This is a genomic window from Corallococcus sp. AB038B, assembly GCF_003668955.1.
GTDB lineage: Bacteria > Myxococcota > Myxococcia > Myxococcales > Myxococcaceae > Corallococcus > Corallococcus exiguus.
The window spans coordinates 105,087-122,650 of sequence record NZ_RAWO01000019.1 but is presented as its reverse complement, the minus strand read 5'-3'; the positions used below and the strand labels follow the sequence as shown (position 1 = coordinate 122,650).

Here is a 17,564-nt window from a genome sequence, read left to right as displayed (position 1 = left end):
GGGCCGGTCCCACAGGGGGTCGGCCCGGTTCGCGTTTTTGCGGAAGCCCGGACTTTTGAGATCCACGCTGACGCGGCTATCGTCACGGCCGGAGTGGAAACGTTCGGCCGCTATGAATTGCTGCGCAAGCTGGCCACCGGCGGCATGGGGGCCGTCTATCTGGCCCGGCAGAAGGGGCCCGTAGGGTTCCAGAAGCTGCTGGTGGTGAAGCGGCTGTTGCCCCATCTGTCGGAGGACGACGAATTCCTCCAGATGTTCCTGGACGAGGCGCGCATCGCGGCGCTGCTCAACCACCCCAACATCGCGCAGATCTACGAGATGGGGGACGTGGACGGGCAGTACTACATCGCGATGGAGTACGTGCACGGCGAGCCGCTGGGCTCGCTGGTGCCGCGCGCGTCGGCGCACCCGGGCGGGTTTCCGCTGGGCCTGCGGTGCCGGATCATCGCGGAGGCGGCGGCGGGCCTGGATGCCGCGCACAACGCGCGCAGTCCGTCCGGCCGGAAGCTGTCGCTCATCCACCGGGACGTGTCGCCGCAGAACGTGCTGGTGGGCTTCAATGGTGGCGTGAAGCTCATCGACTTCGGCGTGGCGAAGGCGCAGGGCAAGCTGTCGCAGACGGTGGTGGGCACCATCAAGGGCAAGCACGCGTACATGTCCCCGGAGCAGGCGCGGGGTGAGCCGCTGGATGCGCGCTCGGACGTGTTCGGCCTGGGGACGGTGTTCTACGAGCTGCTGACCGGCGGGCGCCTGTTCAAGCGCGAGACGGAGATGGCCACGCTCAAGGCCGTCGTGGGGCACAAGATCGTCCCGCCGTCGGAAGCGGTGCCCGGGATTCCGAAGTCGTTGGACCCCATCGTCTTCAAGGCGCTGGCGCGCAAGCGCGACGACCGGTTCACCACGGCGGGCGAGCTGCAGCTGGCGCTGGAGGAGTTCCTCCAGCAGGAGAAGCTGCACGGCACCAGCGCGCACCTGGCGGCGTTCATGCGGGACGTGTACTCGGACGAGCTGGAAGAGGAGCGCTTCGCGGCCGAGCCGACGATGATCTACTTCGACCCGCGCCTGATGGCCCGGCCGGGCAGTGCCGCGGCCGCGAAGCCACCGGCCTCCGGGACGACGTCGTCCTCGGGCAAGGCGCAGGCCCCCGCGAAGACGCCGCCGCGCGCGCCGGAGCCGTCGGTGAGCCAGTCGTCGACGAAGGCCGCCGCGTCGCCGGAGGACCCCGGAGTGGGCCCTTCCGCGGAGCGGACCTCGCGCACGAAGGAGAACTCCGGCCTGAGCCGCCCGGAAGCCCGGCCCGTGAAGACGCGGGAGAACACGGGCGTGAGCCTCGCGGACACGCGTCCCCTGCATGACGAGGACGCGCGCCGTCCCACCGCGAAGCACGAAGCCATGCGCGGCGAGGTTCGCGCCTCCACCGGGAAGTTCGATGCCGTGCGCGAGGACGCGGGTCCGGCTCGCGCCTCCACCGCGAAGCACGAAGCCGTGCGCGGTGAAGACACGGGCTCGGCGCGCTCCTCCACCGCGAAGCCCGAGGCCGTGCGCGGTGAAGACACGGGCTCGGCGCGCTCCTCCACCGCGAAGCACGAGGCCGTGCGCGCGGAGACCGGCCGGTCCTCCACCGCCCAGTTTGGCGCCGTGCGAGCGGAGACCTCGAAGCCGTCCCGACCGCCCGAGGGCTCCACGGGAAGCCGTTCTGCGGCGAAGCCCGTGAAGACCTCCGGGGATGCGACGGGGAGCCGCTCCGCCGCGAAGGCCGTGCGTGCGTCGGAGGACTCCGTTGGAGCCAAGGTGCCCTCGAAGACAGGACGCACCGAAGGCTCCGTGTCCTCCGCTCGGCGGCCCGTGCGCGGCAACGGGCCCGATTCCGACAAGTAGGACCCAAGGAGCGCTGCGACAGGCCGCCTCGGGCTTCGCTCGAAGCGCGCCCCAGGCTCCGCTCGAAGAGAGCCCACGGGTCCCGCGAGCAACGCGGACCTCGCGGCGCCGGAACCGTGCTCGGCTACAGGCTCGCGAGGGCCACGCGGTACAGCGCGCGGTACCCCATGCGCGGCGCCACTTCGAAGCGGTCCGCGTTGAAGATGTCGCGCAGCAGCGCCTGCCCGTCCGGCGTGGACTGCAACCCCAGGAGCGCCGTCTCCAGCGCGGTCACCAGCGGCGCGGGCAGCCCCATGGCCACCGGCACGCCGTCGTTGGGGGCCTCGTCCGTGTACGCCAGGAGCTCGAACTTCGCGCCCATGCGCGGCCCCAGCACGTCCTCCACGCCCGTGGTGAACGTCAGCCCGGTGGAGGCCGGCGGACAGAAGACGCTCGTCACGTCCGCCCTGCCCTCCAGCACCGCCTCCAGCGCGCCCTGGTACGAGCCCGTGAACTGCTGCGACACGAACGCGCGCGACGGCTCCAGCCCCTGCGTCTTCAGGAACGCGCTGGGCAGCAGGTAGCCCGCCACCGAATCGCGGTCCACCCACGCCGCCGAGGCGCCCTTCAGCTTCTCCAGCGTCAGCCCGGAGCCCGCCCGCCCCACCAGCGCGGAGCGGTAGCTGGACATGCCCCGGCGCACCCCGCGCGTCAGCACCCGCACGCCCATGGCCTCCATGCGCGCGCACACGAAGGGCGGCGCCCAGGCCGCGTCCGCTCGCCCGGACAAAAGGTCCTTGGCCAGCGTCTCGTAGCTGGTGGCGACGTTCACCTCCACCAGCTTGCCCAACGCGCGCTGCAGGAACGACGCGAGCCGTTCCGCACGCTCGCGCGCCGTCTCGCTGCCCAAGGACGGCGGCAGGCCGAAACGGAAGGAGTGGCGCGAACCTGAGGGGACTTGCGGGGTCATGCGACTCCCTGCTTACCCCTGCTGGTCCAACCGCGCCACTTCATCGTCCGCAAGACCGAACGTCGCCTGGAGCAGATCCAGGATCCGCTGCTCCGCGATGCTCGTCCGCCCGGACGCATGGGCGATCTTCGTGGCCAGCTGGTAGGCCTTCACCCGCTGGGAGTGCGTGGCCAGCCCGTGTGCCAGGACATGAAGCCGCTGCGGCAGCCCGTCCGTGGCCAGCGCCGCCACGGACTCGCTCACGAAGCCCTGCGCCCGCTCCGGGCTCACGTTCTGGAAGAGCGGATCCGCCGCGAAGCTCTCCACCATCGCGCGCGCCTCCGCCTCCTTCAGCTGGCCGTCCGCCGCCAGCACCAGGACCATCACCTCCGCGAACAGCCGCTCCAGGGGCTCGCCCAGCGCCTCCGACAGGCTGCCCCCCTGCTCGATGACGTCGATGATCTGCGCGACCTCGTCCTCGGAGATGCCCAGCGCCGCCTGGAACGTCTTCAGCAGCCCCAGCTCCGAGCGGGTGGCCCGCTGATCCGCCAGCGCCACCGCCGCCGCCAGGCCGAAGGCCAGCATCCGGTTCTTGTGGTCCGGCAGCCGCCGGCGCAGCGAGGAGAGGACCTCCTCCAGGTTGCGCGCCTCCGCCAGCCGCACCGCGCTGGTCTCCACCAGCAGGTTCAGCTCGTTGGACTGCGTGCCCTCGAACTCCGGGCGCTCCAGCACTCGTGCCAGCAACGTCTGCATCTCGCGCTGGGACACGCTGCCGTCCGCCATCGCGGCCAGCAACATGGCCTCCACCAGCGCCGCGTTGCGCTCCTTGCGCGCCTTTACTGCCTGCTCTCGAGCCATGGACTGGCGCTCCCTTGCGTGTCGGTGGTGGGGGGGGTGACCGCGGGCCCGTCTTCCGTCGCGTTCAGCGGGTCCGGGTTCAGCGTCTTGTCCAAGAGGTGCGTGGGCCGCACGTTCGACATCGCGTTGAGCAGGCTCTGGCGGACGTTGGGGATCTCCTTGCCCAGGTCCTCCACCAGCTTCTGCATCCGCTTGCGCTGCAGGTTTTCCTGCGACCCGCACAGGTCACAGGGGATGATGGGGAACTGCTTCGCTTCCGCGAACTGGATGATCTCCTTCTCCGGCGCGTAACACAGCGGCCGGATGACCACGTTGCGGCCGTCGTCGCTCTTCAGGAGCGGCGGCATCGCCTTGAGGCTCCCGGCGAAGAACATGTTCAGGAGCATCGTGTGGATGAGGTCGTCGCGGTGGTGGCCCAGGGCAATCTTGTTGCAGCCCAGGTGCACGGCGGCGTTGTAGAGGATGCCCCGGCGCAGGCGTGAGCACACCGAGCACTGCGTCTTCCCGGGAGGGGTCTTCTCCAGGACGATGCTGTAGGTGTCCTCCTTCAGCATCTTGTAGGCGTAGCCTTCCTTCTGGAAGTAGCCCTCCAGGATGTGCCCGGGGAAGCCCGGGTGGCCCTGGTCCAGGTTCACGGCCAGCAAATCGAACTTCACGGGGGCTCGACGCTGCAGCTCGCGCAGCAGGTGGAGCATCGTGTAGGAGTCCTTGCCTCCCGACACGCCCACCATGATGCGGTCCCCGGCCTCGATGAGGCGGAAGTCCGCGATGGCCCGGCCCATGTGGCCAAGCAGGCTTTTTTCAAGACGTTGGGCGTCGTTCATCGGCGGGGCCATCCTAGCGGCGGTTCGGGAAAAAACACGTCAAAGGGGCGGGCCGGTCCGCTAGCCTGCTCCCCGCGATGCCGACCTTTCCTCAGGGTGCCGTGGATGTAGTGGACCGCGTGGGCGAGGAAGCCGCCACGCGCATGCTGGAGGCCGCGCCAGAAGTAGCGGTGGACCTGGAGGCGGACGCCATGCACGCCTTCCGCGCCCGCCTGTGCTTCCTCCAGCTGGGCACCGACACGGACATCTTCCTCTTCGACACGCTCCAGCCGGGCGTGGATCCGCGCCTGCTCTCTCCCATGATGGAGGACCCCGGGCGCACCAAGTACTTCCACGCCGCCCAGGGCGACCTGCAGTTCCTGGCGGAAGCAGGCGTGCGCGTGCGCGGCCTCTTCGACACGCACCGCGCGGTGACGCTCCTGGGGTGGCCCAAGGTGGGTCTGGCGGACCTGGCGCGCGAACGGCTGGGCGTCGAGCTGCCAAAGGAGCACCAGCAGTCCGACTTCTCCCTGCGTCCCCTGCCCGAGGGCATGCGCGACTACATCGCCAACGACGTGCGCTACCTCTGTGAGCTGGGCCGCCAGGTGCGCGACGCGTGCCGCGAGGCGGACATCCTGGAGGAGGTGCTGCTGGACTGCGAGCGCATGTGCGCGGAGGCCGAGGCACGGCCGGAGACGGGCGCCGAGTACAAGCCCAAGCTGTCCAAGAGCGGCCTGAGCACGACGCAGTACGCGCTCGCGCATGCCATCGCGCAGGGGCTGCACAAGCTGCGGCTGGAGTGGGCGGAGAAGGACAACGTGCCCATGGGCCGCATGCTGTCCAACATGGCCATCACCGACCTGGCCCTGAAACAGCCGGACACGCACAAGGACCTGGCGCGCGCGGCCGGCGTGCGGGGCGCGGTGGTGCGCGCGCACGGCGACGACATCCTCGCCCTCATCCGCGACAACCAGCAGAAGGCCACCCGGGGCGAACTGGACCTCGACCGCGAGCCCAAGGGTCCGCGCGACCCCCACCGGCGCAAGCGCGAGGACGCGCTCAAGGCGTTCCGCGTCGAGCAGGCCACGGCGCGCAAGGTGACGCCCAGCGTGGTGCTCACCAATCCGCTCATGGACGCGCTGGCGTCGAAGCCTCCCGCGGACGTGGCGGAGCTCTCGCAGCTGCCGTACCTCGGGGAAAAACGGATCAAGCTGTACGGCGACAAGCTGATCGCGTTGCTCAAGCCCTTTCCGGTGCTGGGAAGCTGACGTTCGCCACGACGAAGAGGCAACTGCTGTACGCTTCGGCCGAATCGTGCGCGGCGCTTCTGCATCCCTTGCCGGCTCGCTGTCCATGACCCCGGAACGCAGGTGTTCAGGCCTCATCTGCGGCTCCGGTGCTGGTTGCGAGAACGGCGTCCGTGCGTACCTTTGACGCCGCACACAGGGAGGGCGTGGTCATGTTGGGAGCCAGGACAGGCGGGGCGCGAATCGAGGTCTCCCGGTGCATCGCCGCGAGCCTGAAGTGCCAGACGGCCTGCGAGGCCGGCATGGCACGCCTGAAGGCCCAGGGCGTCGCGGCGGATGACGACGCGGTGCGCCTGCTTCGCCAGTGCGCGGAGCTGTGCGAGCTCAACGTGCGCGCGCTCCAGAAGGAGAGCCGCCTGTCGCGCCGCACCGCCAGCCTGTGCTTCGAACTGGGCAGCCAGGTGGCCCGCGCCGCGTGGCTGGAGGCGCAGGACCCGGACTCGCACGCGCTCGCGAGGGACGCGCTGCACCTGGCGCGCGCGTGCCGCCCGCTGGTGTTCGCGGCCTGAGGCGCTAGAGGGCTCTAGAGCTTGATGCCGTACAGCGCGCCGTACTTCGCGCGCAGGTACTGGAGGAAGTCCCGGTCCGTGAGCCCCTCGCCGGTGATGGCTCGCACCTGCTCCTCCGCGGGCAACCGGAAGCCGTGCGAATGCAGGTTCGCGCGCAGCCACCCCAGCAGTGACGACGTGTCACTCCGCGCGAGGTCCGCCTCCAGCGACGGCAGCGCCCGGTTCGCGGCGGCGTACAGCGAGGCCGCGTACAGGTTGCCCAGCGAGTACGTGGGGAAGTAGCCCAATTCGCCCCAGGCCCAGTGGATGTCCTGGAGCACGCCCTGCGTGTCGTCCGGGGGCGTAATCCCCAGGTAGCGCCGCATGCGCTCGTTCCACGCGGACGGAAGCTCCGACACGGGCAGCTCGTCGCGCAGCATCGCCAGCTCCAGCTCGTAGCGCAGGGCGATGTGCAGGTTGTACGTCACCTCGTCCGCCTCCACGCGGATGAGCGACGGCACCACGTGGTTGATGCCCGCGTGGAAGCCATCCAGGTCCACGTCCGCCAGCGCCTCCGGGAAGGACTCCTTCAGCGCGGGGAAGTGGCTCACCCAGAAGGAGCGGCCGCGGCCCACCAGGTTCTCCCACAGGCGGGACTGGGACTCGTGCAGGCCCATGGACGGCACGGACGCCAGCGGCGTGCGGTGGTGCTCCGGGGAGAAGCCCTGCTCGTACAGACCGTGGCCCGCCTCGTGGAGCGTGCCGAAGAGGGCGGCCGGCGGCCACGTCGGATCCAGGCGCGTGGTGAGGCGCACGTCCTGCGCATGCACGCTGTTGGTGAAGGGGTGGATGCTCACGTCCTGGCGGCCCGACTCCAGGTCGAAGCCCACGGCCTTGAGCAGCCGCATCGTGAACTGCCACTGCTGGCCGGTGTCGTAGGTGCGGCCGGAGAGGAACGCGGGAAAGGCCCGCTTCTGCTCGCCGAGCGCGGCCACCATGGGGATGAGCGCCTCACGCAGCGCGGTGAGTACCGGCGTCAGGCGCTTCACGCGCATGCCGGGCTCGAAGCCTTCCAGCAGCGCGTCGTAGCGCTCGCCGTCGTGGCCCTGCGCGTCCGCCTGTTCGCGGCGCAAGGCCAGCAGCGCCTCCAGCGCGGGCTGGAAACGCTCGAAGCGCTTCGTGGTGCGCGCCTCGCGCCAGGCCTGGAGTCCCTCGCCCTGGGCCTCCGCCAGCGCGGTCACCAGCCGGGCGGGCAGGCGCACCGCGCGGTCGCGCTCTCGGGTGAGGACTCGCACCATGGCGCGCTCGTCGGGCGAGAGGGCCTCGAAATCCTGGCCCCCTTCCCCAGCGCGGGCCAGGGCCTCTCCCAGGCGCGGATCCACCAGCCGCTCGTGGTGGATGGCCTGGACGGTGGCCAGCTGCTGGGCGCGGGCGGTGGCCGCCTTGGAGGGCAAGTAGACTTCCCGGTCCCAGGAAGCCAGGTTGATGACGCTGTTCAGGTCGTTCAGCTCATGCATCCGTGCGCGCAGCCAGGAGTCCATGGCCTGTGTTTCTAGCGCGCTTCCAGGGTATGAGGACGCCCGCGATGGCCAACATCCTCCAATTCTTCATGGCACCCGACGACGAGGTCGCCTTCTTCCGTCACCTGGAGCGGCACGTCCTGGAGGTCTACCCCCGGCGCGTGCCGCCGGACTGGGTGCCCTTCCGGGCCAATCCGGACAACATCTCGCGCCTGCCGGAGGAGGACCTCTACCTGGTGGCCAGCGAGATTGGCCCCGCCATGGTGGACAAGGTGAAGCGCGGCCCGGACAAGGGCTTCTGGCGCATCGACGAGGTGCGCTCGCCCGTCATCTTCATCGAGCGCTCGCGCCGCAACGAAGAGGGCGAGCTGCTCAGCGGGAAGATGTGGGTGGAGCTGGAGGTGACGTCCCAGACGGGCCGCCGCGACGCCGCCCCGGACAAGTTCCGCCGCCTCTACCTGGAGGTGGAGGAGTTCGTGAAGAAGACCTTCCGCCGGGGTGACCCGAAGGACTTCTTCGTGGGCAACCGCGCCGCGCGCCTCTGCAAGGAGGGCCTGGTGCTGCGCGACTCCGCCTTCCGAGGCGGCACGGTGGTGCCGCACAAGTAGTCGCTTCCGGGCCGGGGGCTTTCCCCCGGCCCTTTGCGTTCCTAGCTGCCGGTCGCGGACGACGCGGACTGGCGCAGGAGCGGAGCCTCGGAGACGAACTTCAGCTCCGGGTGCTTGTCCTCGGCGTGCTGGAGCGCCCAGTCGTCGCGGAAGAGCACCAGGGGCAGCCCGTCGCGGTCCTGCACCGTCTGGCGGTTGCCTTCCCAGTCGAACGACTTCGGCTCGAAGTTCTGGCCCACCACCCACCGGGCGTGGCTGAAGGGCAGCCGGTCCAGGGCGATCTTCGCGCCGTACTCGTGCTCCAGGCGGTACTGGAGCACTTCGAACTGGAGCGCGCCCACCACGCCGACGATGGGGTCCTTCATGCCCATGGCCAGCTGCTGGAAGATCTGCACCGTGCCTTCTTCGGACAGCTGCTCCAGGCCCTTCTCCATCTGCTTGCGGCGCAGCGGATCCTTGGAGCGCACCACCGCGAAGAACTCCGGGCTGAAGCGCGGCACGCCTTCGAACAACACGTCCTGCGCGCCCTCCGCCAGCGAGTCGCCGATGCGGTACTGGCCCGGGTCGAACAGGCCGATGACGTCCCCCGGCCACGCGTCTTCGATGGACGTGCGCTCGGCGGCGAGGAACTGGCTGGGCTTCGCGAGCCGCACCTCCTTGCCCAGGCGCGAGTGGAAGGCGTTCATGCCCTTCACGTAGCGGCCGGACACCACGCGCATGAACGCAATGCGGTCGCGGTGCGCGGGGTCCATGTTCGCCTGGATCTTGAAGACGAAGCCCGCGAACTTCGGGTTCGTGGGCTCGCGCGGGCCCTGCGTGGTGGGGCGCGACGTGGGCGCGGGCGCCAGGTCCAGGAACGCGTCCAGGAAGGGCCGCACGCCGAAGTTGGTCATCGCGCTGCCGAAGAACATGGGCGACAGCTGCCCCACGTCCGACTTCTCGCGCGTGAACTCGTCTCCGCCGATGTCCAGCAGCTCGATGTCCTCCTGGAGCTTCGCCAGCTCCGACTCGGTGAGCACCGACTTGATTTCCTCCGAGTCGATGGACACCGAGCGCTCCGTCACTTCCGACTCGCCGTGCGAGCCCTCCGCGGAGAACACGTGCACCACGCGCGCCTGCCGGTCGTAGACGCCCCGGAACTCCGGCCCCATGCCGATGGGCCAGTTCATGGGGTACGAGCGGATGCCGAGCACCTGCTCCAGCTCGTTCATCAGCTCCAGCGGTTCGCGGCCGTAGCGGTCCAGCTTGTTGACGAAGGTGAAGATGGGGATGCCGCGCAGGCGGCACACCTTGAAGAGCTTCTTCGTCTGGGGCTCCACGCCCTTCGCCGCGTCGATGAGCATCACCGCCGCGTCGGCGGCGGACAGCGTGCGGTAGGTGTCCTCGGAGAAGTCCTGGTGGCCCGGGGTGTCCAGCAGGTTCACCGCGTGGTCGCGGTAGCTGAACTGGAGCACGGACGAGGTGACGGAGATGCCGCGCTCCTTCTCCAGCTCCATCCAGTCGCTGGTCGCGTGACGACGCGCCCGCTTGGCCTTCACGCTGCCGGCCAGATGGATGGCGCCGCCGTACAGCAGCAGCTTCTCCGTCAGGGTTGTCTTTCCCGCGTCGGGGTGGGAGATGATGGCGAAGGTCCGTCGCCGGGCGACCTCCCTCTCGAGCTCATTGGCCATGATCCGAGGCCAACTATCACGGGCGGTCGTTCCTTGCAGCTGTGCAAGCAGCGCCTGGAGGTCCGGCCGGGCTCCGGCCCTCCGGGGCAGCCCTCCCTCAGGCCCACATCGGAGCACGCCATGCAGCGCATCCTCCATGCCACCGGCACCCCCTGGGAGCCCCGGGTGGGATACTCGCGGGCAGTGCGCACGGGCCCCTTCGTGTCCGTCTCCGGCACCACCGCCACGGACGCGGACGGCCAGCTCGTGGGTGAAGGGGACGCATACCGGCAGGCGGCCCAGGCGCTCGCCAACATCCGCGCCGCCCTGGAGGCGGTGGGCGCCCGGGTGGAGGACGTGGTGCGCACGCGCATGTACGTCACCGACATCTCCCGCTGGGAGGAGATTGGCCGCGCCCACGGCGAGGTGTTCGCAGCCATCCGCCCCGCCACCTCCATGGTGGAGGTGAAGGCGCTCATCGACCCGCGGATGCTGGTGGAAATCGAAGCGGACGCGGTGGTGGCATCCGCCCTACCCTGACGGCCCAAGCCCCCGGACAGCAAGGAGCAGGACATGACCATCACCATCACCGCCTTTGAACGCTCGCCGGATCGCGGCAGGGGACTGGCGCGGGACATGCGGGTGCGCTGGGCGCTGGAAGAGGTGGGACAGCCCTACGACGTCCGCCTGCTGTCGTTCGAGGCGATGAAGCAGCCCGCGCACAAGGCGCTGCATCCGTTCGGTCAGATTCCAACCTACGAGGAGGGCGAGCTCTCCCTGTTCGAGTCCGGCGCGATTGTCTTCCACATCGCGGATCGCCATGCCGGCCTGCTGCCGGGAGATGCGAATGGCCGCGCTCGCGCAGTCGGGTGGATGTTCGCGTCGCTCAACACGGTCGAGCCGCCCATCTTCGACCGCAGCATGGTGATGATTCTCGAGCGAGACCAGCCCTGGTACGAGCATCGCCTGCGCGCGCTGGACGACATCATCCGGAAACGGTTGGACGATCTCTCCGCGCACCTCGGCGACGCCGACTGGCTCGACGGCGCGTTCAGCGCGGCCGACCTCCTCATGGTGACGGTCCTGCGCAGGGCGCAGGGGTCGGGCATCGTCGATGCGTATCCGAACCTCACCGCCTATATCGCCCGCGCCGAAGCGCGCCCGGCCTACCAGCGCGCCTTCGCCGCGCAGCTGGCGGTGTTCAACGCCGCCACTCCGACCGGGTAACGGCCGCCTGGTTTCGCCGAGCGGGCCGCCCTGGGCTCAGAAGTCGGGGGTGACGTCGGTGGGCACGTCGTCCGGCGCGCCGGGGTTGCCGGGCTCGGGCGTCACTGCGTCGCCGGTGCCCTCCGGGGGCGTCACGTCGCCGCGCAGCTCCACCGCGGGGCAGGCCTGGAAGCTGCCCACGCGGCTGCCGGCCACCTCCGTGCAGTTCTCCGGGCGGCTTGAGTCCGAGCACTGAAGGAGGACGCGGTAGACCTCCTTCTCCTGCGAGTCCCAGCAGGCGCTGCCCACGAAGTAGGTGTTCGCCGCGATGTCGCCGCCCCAGGCGCGCACGTCCACGCGGCCTCCGCTGCCGGGGATGTGGCGCACGGAGGAGAGCACCTTCTCCTTCGCGGAGGTCGCGGTGCCGGGCAGGTTGTACGGGCCGAGCACGCGCACGCGGGTGACGCCGGTGGCCTCAATCTTGTGACCCACGAAGGCGCCGGTGACGGCCTCGTGCGTGGCGGGGTTCGGGGTGAAGCTGGCCAGCCGGTACGCCAGCGACTTGCTGCCCTTGCCGAAGTGGGCGAACGACATCATCAGCTTGCCCTGGCCCGCGTAGGACGGGGCCACCGCCTTGAGGTTGTCCAGGGAGATGGCCAGCGTGCCCCGGCCGCGGTGCGCGTCGCCGCTGCGCTTGAGCGCGCCCGCGGCGATGAGCTTGTAGGCGACGTCGTCCTTGCTGTTCAGCGGACGGGCCTCCAGCTTCCACTGGTAGCGCCCACCCACGCCCTCGCGGATGGAGAGCATGAAGGTGGCGTTGGCGCGGTCGGTGGGGCCGTACACCAGCACCTCGCCGGGCTGCTCGTTGGCGGCCTGCTTCGCCATGTCCGCGATGGGCACCAGCACCTGCCGGAGCGTGTCGTTGAGCGCCTTCACCTCCAGGCGGGCGCCCTCCAGCATCGCGGCGCCCTGCCCGTCGAGCGACGCCTCCACCTGCATCAGGTCCTGGGCCACGAGCGCGGCGCCGTCCTGCGCGAGCGCGCTCGTGTTGATCTCCAGCGACGTGCCCGCGAAGTCCGGCAGGGACTCCAGCGCCTCCTGATCATCCACCCCACCGCACGCCGTCGAAAGCACCAGGGCCGCACCCACCGCCAACGTCTTGTTCCAGCGCATCGTCATCCTCCAGGTCGAATAGGTTCGCATGACTGCCTGCTGTTCCTTCCAACCCAGTGGACCGGGCGCGGTTGCGGGGCGGGGAATTTTCCCCGCGCGCGGCCGCCATGTACGCGGGTGTCGGCTCACGGGGTGGCCGCCCTCCCGGGGAGCCCCTACCTTTCAGGGACCATGGGCGTCGAATGGAAGAGCAACATCGACATCGCGGACGCGCTGGAGCGGGTAGCGGACCTGCTGGAAACGCAGGACGCGATGCCCTTCCGGATAGGGGCCTACCGCAAGGCGGCGGCGACCATCGCGAACTGGCCGGACTCTGTCGCGCAGGTGCTGGCGGCGGAGGGAGAGGCGGGCCTGCGGGCGTTGCCCGGCGTGGGAAAGAGCATCGCGGCGACGGTCGCGGAGTTGGTGCGCACGGGACACGTGGGGCTGCTCGAGCGGCTGGAGGGTGAAGCGTCCCCCGAGGGCCTGCTCGCCAGCGTGCCCGGCATCGGCCCGGAGCTGGCGAAGCGCATCCATGAAGCGTTGGACATCACCACGCTGGAGGCGTTGGAGCTGGCCGCGCACGACGGGCGTCTGGAACGGGTGGAGGGTTTCGGGCCCCGGCGCGCGGAGCAGGTGCGCGAGGTGCTGGCGGCGCGGCTGGGGCGCAACCGGCGCGAGCGGGAGCGGGGACGAGAGCACGGGCGGGAGGACGGACCGCGACCCACCGTGGCGCTGCTGCTGCGGGTGGACGCTGACTACCGACGGAGGTCCGAGGACGGAGAGCTGCGTCGCATCGCACCCAAGCGCTTCAATCCCTCCGGCGAGGCCTGGCTGCCGGTGCTGCGCGAGCACGTGGACGACTGGAACTTCCGCGCGCTGTTCTCCAACACGGCGCTGGCGCACCAGCAGAACGCCACGGATGACTGGGTGGTCCTCTACTACGACCAGGACAACGTGGAAGGTCAGTGCACCGTGGTGACCTCCCACGCCGGCCCGCTCAATGGCAGACGTGTGGTGCGCGGGCGCGAGGACGAATGCCTCGCGTACTACGCCCGCAGGGACGCGGCGCACGAAGCACCGCACGCGGGGGCCTGAACACGGGGCAGGCAGCGCATGAGCCCGCCCCGTGTGCCTCGCCTTACGGCGCCGGTGTGTACACGTCGACAGCGGAGCGCGCGCCGCCGCTTCCACTACCGCCCGCGACCAGCACTCGGCCCGAAGGCAGCAGGGCCAGCCCATGGTGCGTGTTGCGCGTGGACTGGACGCCCGCGGGCGTCCACGCGTTCATCGCGACGTCATACACCTCCGCGGAGTCGAGCACGCCCAACCCCGAGCCGCCCTCCCCTGTCACCACCAGCACGCGGCCCGTGGTCAGCGCCGTGGCGTGCGGCAGGTAGCGCGGCATGTTCATGGACGCCACGGTCTTCCAGGTGCCTTGCGCGACGTCGTACAGCTCCGCCGAGCGCAGCGGTCCATCCACGCCCCAGCCGCCCGCCACCAGTACCTGGCTGCCATTGCCCAGCGGCACCGCGATGTGGCCGTAGCGCGCCACCGCCATGGACGCCGTGGGTCGCCACGTGCCCGTGGCCGGATTGAACAGCTCCGCGCTCGCGGTGATGGCGTCCGCCCCGGTGGAGCTGCCACCCATCACCAGCACCTCGCCCGAAGGCAGCGGCACGGCTGTGTGGTACGTGCGCGCGTGTCCCATGGCGCTCGTGGCGCTCCAGGTGCCCGTGGCCGGATTGAACAGCTCCGCGCTGGCAAGCGTGGAGGACGTGCTCGAGCCCGACGCGCCGCCCGTCACCAGCACCTGGCCGGAGCCCGGGAGCAGCGTCGCGGTGTGGCGGGCCCGTCCCGTCCCCAGGTCTCCCACCAGCGTCCAGGTCCCCGTGGCCGGCGCGTACACCTCCGTGGCGGACAACCAGGTGGAGGCGTCCCGCTGCCCGCCGCTCACCAGCACGCGGCCGTCATTCAGGGGCGTGGCGGAGTGCAGGAAGCGCGCGGTGCGCAGCGAGCCGGTGTCCTGCCAACTGTTCGTCGCCTCGTCGTACAGCACGGCGCTCACGAGCGCGGCGCCCGAGGAGGACGCCCCGCCCGCCACCAGCACGTCGCCCGTGTTCAGCCGGGTGGCGCTGAGCTGCGAGCGCGCGGAGCCGAGGCTCGCGGCCGTGCTCCACGGCAGGATGGACGGGCGGTAGCGCTCCGCGGACGCACTGCGCGAACCCGCCTGGGGGACTCCGCCCAACACGAGGACCTCTCCCGTCGGGAGCAGCGCGGAGGCGTGGCTGATGCGGCGCGATGACATCGTCGACGTCGACGTCCAGAGGCCGGTGGCCGGAGTGTAGAGCGCGGCGCTGTCCAGGTAGGGCTGGCCGCCCGTGGAGCCTCCCGTCACCAGCACCTGCCCGGAGGTGAGCAGCGTCGCGGTGTGGAAGACGGACTGGGACGGCAGCACGCCCTGGGACATCCAGCTGCCTGTGCCCGGGTCGAACAACTCGGATGTGTTCGTGGCGAGGCTGCCCGCGAAACCGCCCGCCACCAGCACCTGCCCGGAGAGCAGCAGCGTCGCCGTGTGCCCCGTGCGCTGCGTGACCATGGAGCCCACCGTCGTCCACGCGCCCGTCGCGGGATCATAGCGCTCCGCCGTCGCGAGCACGTTCCCGTTGGCGCTGTCCCGGCCGCCCGTCACCAGCACCCGTCCATCCGGCAGCAGCGTCGCCGCATGGCCCAGCCGGGCCGCGTTCATCTGGCCGGTGACGGACCAGGACTGGGTCGCGGGGGAGTAGAGCATCACGCTGGACAGCGCATTGCCAAAGCCGCTGTCGCCGCCCGCCACCAGCACCCTGCCATCAGGGAGCAACGTCGCGGTGTGCTGGGTGCGGGGCAGGTCCAGTCCCGTCGCCGCGGACCAGCTGTTGGTGTCCGGGTCGAAGAGCTCCGCGCCGGCCGAGGCCAGCACGGAGGTGCCTCCGCCCACGACCAGCACCTTGCCCGAGGCCAGCAGCGTGGCGGTGTGGCGCTGGCGGCTCGTGGCCATGGCGCCCAGCGAGAACCAGCGGCTGGTGCGCGGATCATACAGCTCCGCGGCGGACGTACCCCCGCCCGCGACAAGCACATAGCCATTGCGCAGCAGGGTGGCGGTCGCGTCCACGCGCACGGAGGCCATGGTGCCGGCGCTGCCCCACGAGGACGCGTCCAGGCGAGAGGCGGAGGTGGAGGGAGCGTCAATGAAAGACGGAGCTTCGGGGGCACAGGCTGTCACGCACGCAAGCGCGAGCGCGGCCAGCAGGCCGTGAAAACGGATACGGGTCATCGAGGGGGACTTCCTTCACTTCATGGGGGATGCGGCTTTCACCGCATGGGGGGCGGCCCCTTAACCCAGACGAAGGAAATACAACAACGGAATTCCTATCAATCAGCACCCCCAGGTATCATTGGGATTCATGAGAATGATTCTCGCCGCCGCGCTGGCCGCCGTCCTGTGGGGCTGCGGCGCGACCCAGCCCGTCGTCGAGACCCACTACCGCTCCCGTTCCCTCCAGGAGCAGGGCGACCTCCGGGTCGGCGAATACATCTCCTCCCAGTGGTCACTCCAGACCGCGTCCTATTGGATTGAAGGTCCGGAGGGTCTGGTCCTCATCGACACGCAATTGCTGCCCTCCGCGCTGCGCAAGGAGCTGGCGTTCGCGAAGGACGTCACCGGCAAGGAGGCGAAGCTCGCCATCGTCCTCCACGCGAATCCGGAGAGCTTCAACGGCACGGCCCTGCTCAAGGAGTTGGGAGTCCCGGTCGTCACCTCCGGCCCGGTGCGCGAGCGCATTCCCGCCGTCCACGAGAAGTGGGCGCCTTCCCTCTTCAAGCAGTACTGGAACGGCCGCTACCCCCGGGAGCTCGTGCTCGCGGACAGCTTCGGCGACAGCACCCGGGAGCTGAGCGCGGCGGGCGTCACGCTGAAGGTCCATGTCCTGGGCGCGGGCTCCAGCGCAGCCCACGTCGTCGTGGAATGGGAGGGCCACCTCTTCACCGGCGACCTCGTCGCGCGGGACACGCACACCTGGTTCGAAGGCGGCGACACCACCGAGTGGCTCCAGCGGTTGGACGAGCTGCGCGCCTTGAAACCGAAGTGGATCCACCCGGGGCGCGGCCTGCCCGGCGGCCCGGAGTTGCTGGACGCGCAGACCGCCTACGTCCAGGCTGTGCGAGAGGAAGTGACCCGCGAGCGGCGCTCGGAACACCCCAGCGGGGATCCACTCGCGGCGGTGGAGGCGAAGCTGAAGGAGCGCTACCCCGGCCATGCCTACGCCAGGCTGCTCCCCCACCTGGTGCGCGCGGAGTGGGCCCGGCAGGCGCCCCGGCGGCCCTGAGGCATCAGCTGCTCGCGGACGTGTAGTGGCGGATGGACATCAGCCACACCCAACGCGCCATTGCCGCGAACGCCACCGAGCCCACCACCGCGCCCACGAGCCAGGTCCACGGCAGCCGGCCCAGCAGCGCGAGCGCCGGGAACGTGGTCATCAACGCCAGCGGGATGATGAAGGTGAACACCCACGCCAGCGAGCCTCGGAACACCGAGGACGGCCAGCGGGCCGCGTCGAAGATGGACGTGAACAAGTACGTGAGGTTGTCCACCTTCACCACGAAGAAGGCAGCACTCACCACGAGGATCCACATCGAATACAGGATGAGCATGCTCGTCCCGAGCAACACCAGCGACGCGAACACGCCCGGCAGCGACGGCCAGCGCCCCAGTGACACGAACGCATAGACGAACAGCCCCACGCCGGACAGCACGTTCACCGCGCGCCACGGAAGGAAGCGCTGCGTGGACACCAGGAACTGCGCGTCCGCGGGCTTGAGCAGCACGAAGTCCAGCGTGCCCTTGCGGATGTGCTCCACCATGCCCGTGAGGCTGGGGCTGATGGCGCCCTCCAGCACGCCCTGGAGCAGCGTGAACCAGCCCACCACCAGCAGCGACTCCTGGAACGTCCACCCCTCGATGCTGGGCCGCGTGCCGAAGACGACGAACAGCGGCGCCAGCGCGGTGAACGTCCAGGCGAGTGAAGTCAGTCCCTCCGCCAGGAAGTCCGCGCGGTACTGCAACGCCAGCAACCCGGAGGCCTTCAGCTGCACGCCCAACAGGCGCAGGTAGCGCTTCGCGTTCACC

General features: G+C 70.1%; 16 protein-coding genes. 8 read left to right on the top strand and 8 right to left on the bottom strand.

Features of this window, described 5'->3' with window-relative positions; translation table 11 throughout:
- The first annotated feature begins 93 nt into the window (after nt 1–93).
- Nucleotides 94–1,878 (top strand): serine/threonine protein kinase, encoded by a 1,785-nt coding sequence (locus D7Y04_RS46660; RefSeq protein WP_304988654.1) that lies wholly within the window; start codon nt 94–96, stop codon nt 1,876–1,878.
- 124 nt (nt 1,879–2,002) lie between these two features.
- Here the strand turns inward: D7Y04_RS46660 and D7Y04_RS40850 are convergent, their stop codons facing one another.
- Genes D7Y04_RS40850 through ttcA form a run of 3 tightly spaced genes read right to left on the bottom strand, consistent with a single transcriptional unit; the run spans nt 2,003 to nt 4,500 of the window.
- Nucleotides 2,003–2,827 carry a phosphate/phosphite/phosphonate ABC transporter substrate-binding protein gene (locus D7Y04_RS40850; RefSeq protein WP_121762848.1) on the bottom strand — a complete coding sequence of 275 codons (825 nt, stop codon included), beginning with the start codon at nt 2,825–2,827 and terminating at the stop codon, nt 2,003–2,005.
- Nucleotides 2,828–2,839: 12 nt separating this feature from the next.
- Nucleotides 2,840–3,664, bottom strand: a complete 825-nt coding sequence (locus D7Y04_RS40845) for a tellurite resistance TerB family protein (protein ID WP_120596036.1) — start codon at nt 3,662–3,664, stop codon at nt 2,840–2,842.
- Nucleotides 3,643–4,500: a tRNA 2-thiocytidine(32) synthetase TtcA gene (gene ttcA / locus D7Y04_RS40840; RefSeq protein ID WP_120577483.1), complete on the bottom strand. Its 858-nt coding sequence runs from the start codon at nt 4,498–4,500 to the stop codon at nt 3,643–3,645. The genes D7Y04_RS40845 and ttcA overlap by 22 nt, the downstream gene beginning before the upstream one ends.
- A gap of 65 nt (nt 4,501–4,565) precedes the next feature.
- Between ttcA and D7Y04_RS40835 the strand changes: the two genes are divergently transcribed.
- Both D7Y04_RS40835 and D7Y04_RS40830 read left to right on the top strand, forming a co-directional pair.
- Nucleotides 4,566–5,735 carry a ribonuclease D gene (locus tag D7Y04_RS40835; protein ID WP_120596037.1) on the top strand — a complete coding sequence of 390 codons (1,170 nt, stop codon included), beginning with the start codon at nt 4,566–4,568 and terminating at the stop codon, nt 5,733–5,735.
- Nucleotides 5,736–5,926: 191 nt separating this feature from the next.
- A complete protein-coding gene (locus D7Y04_RS40830) occupies nt 5,927–6,283 on the top strand; it encodes a hypothetical protein (protein ID WP_120596038.1) in 357 nt (118 codons plus the stop codon).
- Nucleotides 6,284–6,297: 14 nt separating this feature from the next.
- Here D7Y04_RS40830 and D7Y04_RS40825 read toward each other — a convergent pair whose 3' ends face one another.
- Nucleotides 6,298–7,803, bottom strand: coding sequence for a carboxypeptidase M32 (locus D7Y04_RS40825; RefSeq protein ID WP_121762847.1), 1,506 nt, complete (start codon nt 7,801–7,803; stop codon nt 6,298–6,300).
- A 44-nt stretch (nt 7,804–7,847) separates the two neighbouring features.
- Between D7Y04_RS40825 and D7Y04_RS40820 the strand changes: the two genes are divergently transcribed.
- The gene (locus D7Y04_RS40820) at nt 7,848–8,390 is read left to right on the top strand and encodes a hypothetical protein (protein ID WP_120596040.1); all 543 of its coding nucleotides are present in this window, start codon (nt 7,848–7,850) and stop codon (nt 8,388–8,390) included.
- A 41-nt stretch (nt 8,391–8,431) separates the two neighbouring features.
- Here the strand turns inward: D7Y04_RS40820 and D7Y04_RS40815 are convergent, their stop codons facing one another.
- Nucleotides 8,432–10,060 carry a peptide chain release factor 3 gene (locus D7Y04_RS40815; RefSeq protein WP_120596041.1) on the bottom strand — a complete coding sequence of 543 codons (1,629 nt, stop codon included), beginning with the start codon at nt 10,058–10,060 and terminating at the stop codon, nt 8,432–8,434.
- Between the two features lie 120 nt (nt 10,061–10,180).
- On the opposite strand from D7Y04_RS40815, the gene D7Y04_RS40810 reads away from it, so the two are divergent.
- Both D7Y04_RS40810 and D7Y04_RS40805 read left to right on the top strand, forming a co-directional pair.
- On the top strand, nt 10,181–10,579 hold the full coding sequence (locus D7Y04_RS40810) for a RidA family protein (RefSeq protein WP_120577503.1): 399 nt from the start codon (nt 10,181–10,183) through the stop codon (nt 10,577–10,579).
- Between the two features lie 33 nt (nt 10,580–10,612).
- On the top strand, nt 10,613–11,266 hold the full coding sequence (locus tag D7Y04_RS40805; protein ID WP_120596042.1) for a glutathione S-transferase family protein: 654 nt from the start codon (nt 10,613–10,615) through the stop codon (nt 11,264–11,266).
- 36 nt (nt 11,267–11,302) lie between these two features.
- On the opposite strand, the gene D7Y04_RS40800 is transcribed toward D7Y04_RS40805, so the two are convergent.
- On the bottom strand, nt 11,303–12,448 hold the full coding sequence (locus D7Y04_RS40800; RefSeq protein ID WP_147477306.1) for a hypothetical protein: 1,146 nt from the start codon (nt 12,446–12,448) through the stop codon (nt 11,303–11,305).
- A gap of 141 nt (nt 12,449–12,589) precedes the next feature.
- Between D7Y04_RS40800 and D7Y04_RS40795 the strand changes: the two genes are divergently transcribed.
- Nucleotides 12,590–13,495, top strand: coding sequence for a helix-hairpin-helix domain-containing protein (locus tag D7Y04_RS40795; protein WP_121762845.1), 906 nt, complete (start codon nt 12,590–12,592; stop codon nt 13,493–13,495).
- A 43-nt stretch (nt 13,496–13,538) separates the two neighbouring features.
- Here the strand turns inward: D7Y04_RS40795 and D7Y04_RS40790 are convergent, their stop codons facing one another.
- On the bottom strand, nt 13,539–15,713 hold the full coding sequence (locus D7Y04_RS40790) for a kelch repeat-containing protein (RefSeq protein WP_233601809.1): 2,175 nt from the start codon (nt 15,711–15,713) through the stop codon (nt 13,539–13,541).
- A gap of 136 nt (nt 15,714–15,849) precedes the next feature.
- On the opposite strand from D7Y04_RS40790, the gene D7Y04_RS40785 reads away from it, so the two are divergent.
- Nucleotides 15,850–16,764 (top strand): MBL fold metallo-hydrolase, encoded by a 915-nt coding sequence (locus D7Y04_RS40785; protein ID WP_121762844.1) that lies wholly within the window; start codon nt 15,850–15,852, stop codon nt 16,762–16,764.
- A 4-nt stretch (nt 16,765–16,768) separates the two neighbouring features.
- Here the strand turns inward: D7Y04_RS40785 and D7Y04_RS40780 are convergent, their stop codons facing one another.
- Nucleotides 16,769–17,563, bottom strand: coding sequence for an ABC transporter permease (locus D7Y04_RS40780; protein WP_120596057.1), 795 nt, complete (start codon nt 17,561–17,563; stop codon nt 16,769–16,771).
- Nucleotide 17,564: the final 1 nt, after the last annotated feature.